This is a genomic window from Companilactobacillus tucceti DSM 20183 (genome assembly GCF_001434665.1).
In the GTDB taxonomy this organism is placed as follows: Bacteria; Bacillota; Bacilli; order Lactobacillales; family Lactobacillaceae; genus Companilactobacillus; species Companilactobacillus tucceti.
Genome location: NZ_AZDG01000034.1, coordinates 1 through 4,195 on the forward strand (window position 1 = coordinate 1; position 4,195 = coordinate 4,195).

The 4,195-nt window shown below is 31.8% G+C and carries 3 protein-coding genes; all 3 read left to right on the top strand.

Annotated features, from left to right (window positions below):
- The first annotated feature begins 1,571 nt into the window (after window positions 1–1,571).
- The 3 genes from FC72_RS10485 to FC72_RS10495 are packed head-to-tail and all read left to right on the top strand — an operon-like array spanning window position 1,572 to window position 4,093.
- Window positions 1,572–2,348, top strand: coding sequence for an ABC transporter permease (locus tag FC72_RS10485; RefSeq protein ID WP_057767471.1), 777 nt, complete (start codon window positions 1,572–1,574; stop codon window positions 2,346–2,348).
- The gene (locus FC72_RS10490) at window positions 2,348–3,352 is read left to right on the top strand and encodes a taurine ABC transporter substrate-binding protein (protein WP_057767473.1); all 1,005 of its coding nucleotides are present in this window, start codon (window positions 2,348–2,350) and stop codon (window positions 3,350–3,352) included. Before FC72_RS10485 ends, FC72_RS10490 begins: the two co-directional genes overlap by 1 nt.
- Window positions 3,353–4,093: an ABC transporter ATP-binding protein gene (locus tag FC72_RS10495; protein ID WP_057767475.1), complete on the top strand. Its 741-nt coding sequence runs from the start codon at window positions 3,353–3,355 to the stop codon at window positions 4,091–4,093.
- Window positions 4,094–4,195: the final 102 nt, after the last annotated feature.

The window sequence follows — 4,195 nt, forward strand, 5'->3', positions numbered from 1 at the left end:
GAAAACCAACAGTTCTAACCTGCCGTTTTCCTACATTTTACGGGTGCCTTTTACAAAAAATTCTAAACCACTAAACATAATAGTTATTAATGAAGTAATCGTCCAAATAGACCAGATGATCAAATGAATCAACATAGTTCTTATTACAATTGATTCTGTGATACTAATTCTTGTTTTAGTAATTAATAGATCGTTTAGCCTGAATTTATCATTATTTAAACTAGCTATAAGAGAAATTAAGAACAATCCAAAACATAATATAAATGGGTTGAAAATTGTAGGTAATAGGGACGACCAATCTTTTGTTTCTTTTAAAATAATCAGTTCTTGAAATGGAGATATTCCAATAAGGAGTGCAATAAAAGAGAACAAAATAACTGAATTGTCGTAGAAAAGAAGACTAATTTGTTGTTTTAATATTTTACCAAACAATTTTTTTATTCCTTCCTACTATCAGTAACGTAACACTTAAAAATAGGGTAATAAAAGTGGCACAAAATACTACCTTTATATTTGTTGGACTTGGGGATGTTTCCCTTAAAAAATCGAATGGTACGTAACTAACAAAATTGGGAAGTTTTAGGAACATATTTAATAGCATTATGAAGATTTGAAATATCATAGTGGAGAATAGTGATAAGAACTTTCCCTTGATCCATATAGAAAAAGCACATGTTAAGATAGCAAATAATCCTCCCCATATAGATGTTAGTAGAATGGACAACAATCCATGAACAAAGGGATGCTCATAAAATAGTTCAACTAAAAGAGTATTTTCGCGAATTATTAAGAGATTTTCATTGATTAGAAAATCAGGTTTTATATTGGGTAAAAACATAAAGTAAGTTAAAAAGTTTGTTGTTAAGATAATAAATATTGAGATGAATCCACTAATAAAAGTAAAAAGACCATATCCAAATATTATTTGATTCAGATTGAATTTGTTTTTTATGTGCATGAATATCCCGGAATCTAAATCTTCCTTCAAAACGTTTCCTGAAGGGATACTTGCTATTAGAGGTAATAGAACAAAGAGAATAATTGGTGAGAAATTAAAGGGATCAATTGATATCCATTTAGTATATGGGGATTCCAAGAAGAGGTTACCAAATTTCATTATTGGTATAAGTGATTGAATTATTTGAAGTCCGGATAATAGTAAACCAATGGTAAGTGAAAGTATTATAGACCGTTTATTAATTCTGAATTTTAAATAATTTATCATTAAGGATATTTTCTCCATAATTTTGGGATGTAATTTGTAATTCAAATACTAAATATCTTTAACAAAATGTATCATATAGACTAATCAATTCATAATTTAAATGATAATAAGACTAGATAGTGCAATCACATAATTGTATATGTGTATCCTTTGTATGATTCTAGGTTTTCTATAATGTAAGCACTTCAAAATATTGCTTAAACTGGTTTTTCAATGAAAAGTAATGGTGTACACTGAATAGGTGAGTTCTAATTGATTACTTAGGACTACAAAATTAATTCATAAAATGAAAAAAGTAGTTCTCCTTTTGGAGTAACTACATTTTTTTCGGTCTACGGAGGGAAGTATGAATTCGAAAGGTAAGAAGAACTATTGGTTAGTAACTGTAGCAACGTGGTTAATTCTATTCGTTGCTTGGCAACTAGCCACATCATTTAGGATGGTTCCGGAGATTTTACTACCAAGTCCAGAAAAGGTTGTTTCAACTTTTGTTAAGCTGAGCGAATATGGATATAATGGTATACCTCTTTGGCAACACTTCTTGATAACGATGGCAAGACTATTAAGTGCGGTTATTTTAGCCATTATTACGGCAATTCCACTGGGATTAATCAGTGGTAGGGTCAAAATAGTTTACTCTATATTTGATTCAATTATTCAATTTATTAGACCTATCCCACCACTAGCCTACTATACTATTTTGATTTTATGGGTTGGTATTGGTGAAACATCTAAGGTAGTTTTGTTATACTTAGCTGCTTTTGCTCCAATTTATTTAGCTTGTATCTCTGGGGTTCATCGTGTTAAAGATGATTATATCAAGAGTGCTGAATCTTTAGGCGCTAACTCCAAGCAAGTGTTTTTTCACGTAATTTTTCCTTCGGCGTTACCTGATATTTTTACAGGCATCAGAACGGCAGTGGGTATGGCTTATACAACTGTTGTTGCCGCTGAAATGGTCGCCGCAACCTATGGAATTGGATGGATGATTATTAATGCCTCAAAATATTTAAAGAGTGATGTTATGTTTGTTGGAATCATTATTTTAGGTATAACAGGGGTAGTTTTAGATCAAATTCTTAAATATATTGAAAGAAAGATCGTCTTTTGGAGTGGTCGCTAATGAAAAAGATAGTTAAACTCCTTACCGCTTTGGTAGTTATTTTATTATTATCTGGGTGTACTAATAGTGCAAATGATAAAAAAACAACCGAGGTTAGAATTGGAATTTTGCAAGTTCCAAATGACGTGGCCGCGTCTAGACAATTAAAATATATAAGCGATTATTTTGATAAAGAACATATAAAAGTAAAATACACTATTTTTGATTCTGGAGTTGATGCCAATAAGGCACTGATTTCAGGTGATATTGACTTTGCAACCATGGGTGATACTAACGCCGTTGTAGCACTAACATCGAAGATAGATGCTAAATTGGTCTGGGTAAACGATGTCCTTGGTAATAATGAGGGTCTAGTAGTTCGAAATGGTAGTGGAATTAAAAATTTTGATGATTTGGCTGGTCAAAGGATAGCAACACCATTTGCCTCAACTTCACACTATAGTTTAATGATGACTTTGAAAAAGCATCATTTACTTAATAAAGTTTCCTTATTAGATATGGATACTCAAGATATTGTTGCCGCTTGGAATAGAGGGGATATATCAGCAGCTTATACTTGGCAGCCAACTTTAACACCGATGTTAAAAAACGGTCATTTTTTGATAACTAGTGAGAATCTTCGTGATCAAAATCGAATTACAGCTAATGTAACACTGGTCCGTGGTGGATTTGAGCGAGATAATCCTAAACTAGTTTCTGGATTATTGAAGCAATTGAACAAGGCTCATTTCCAAATACAAAAGGATCCTAAAGTTACTATTAAAGCAGCTTCTAAACAGATGGATCTAGGTTATTCAGAAGCTAAATCACAAATTGGTACATCTAAGTGGCTTACTGCTAGGCAGATGGTTGATATTGATTTTCTTAGTGATACATTTCCAGAGCAATTATATATAACTGGTAAATTTATGTCACAGCAACAAACAATCGACCATGCTCCAAGTAAAAAAGAGATTAATGATTTTATAGCAGATAAATATGTAGACAAATTGGGGGATGATTAGATGGAAAAAATTATCGAGGTTAAGGATTTAACATTAACTTATGAAAATGATGATACACCAACTTTAAATTCCTTAAATTTGGATATTAATCGTGGTGAAATAGTTACAGTGATCGGCAAATCAGGTTGTGGTAAAAGTACATTGTTAAATACAATTGCTGGATACTTGGAACCTACATCTGGACAGGTTTTATTAAATGGAGAACCGGTTACTGGTCCTAACTGGAAATTAGGAGTCGTATTTCAAAATAATGCCTTGTATCCTTGGCTTGATGTTGAAGATAACATAGGTTTTGGACTAAAGATGAGACATTTTGATAAAGAACTTATTAGTAAAAGAGTAAATACTTTATTAGATCAAGTTCAATTAACTGATAAGAAAAAGGAATATGTATTCTCCTTATCTGGTGGAATGCGTCAAAGAGTTGCTATTGCCAGAGCTTTAGCTAATCAACCTCAATTAGTGATGTTTGATGAGTCGTTTGGAGCGTTGGATGAATTTACGCGTAATGATATTCATGACGTTATCTTAGGGTTATGGAAATCTCTTAACCTAACATTTTTTATAATTACTCATGATATTGACGAAGCTATCAAATTGGGGAATAGGATCGTAATTATGACTCCTGATAAAGATTCGCAATTAAAAATTGTAGATAATCCTTATTTCAATATTGATTCCGATGATATAAATTCTGACTATATGAAATTTAAAAATGATATTTTGAAACAAATAATATAGGAAAATGTGACAACACATAGCTTTTTCCGCTTAAACTAAATAAAGAGGGGTTGTGACATAACTCCACATTAAAAGAGCTCCAGTATAGAAACGTTCGGTTTC

Coding starts and splice junctions, on each gene's coding strand:
- FC72_RS10495 (WP_057767475.1), top strand. CDS start 3,353: ATGGAAAAAATTATCGAGGTTAAGGATTTAACATTAACTTATGAAAAT.
- FC72_RS10485 (WP_057767471.1), top strand. CDS start 1,572: ATGAATTCGAAAGGTAAGAAGAACTATTGGTTAGTAACTGTAGCAACG.
- FC72_RS10490 (WP_057767473.1), top strand. CDS start 2,348: ATGAAAAAGATAGTTAAACTCCTTACCGCTTTGGTAGTTATTTTATTA.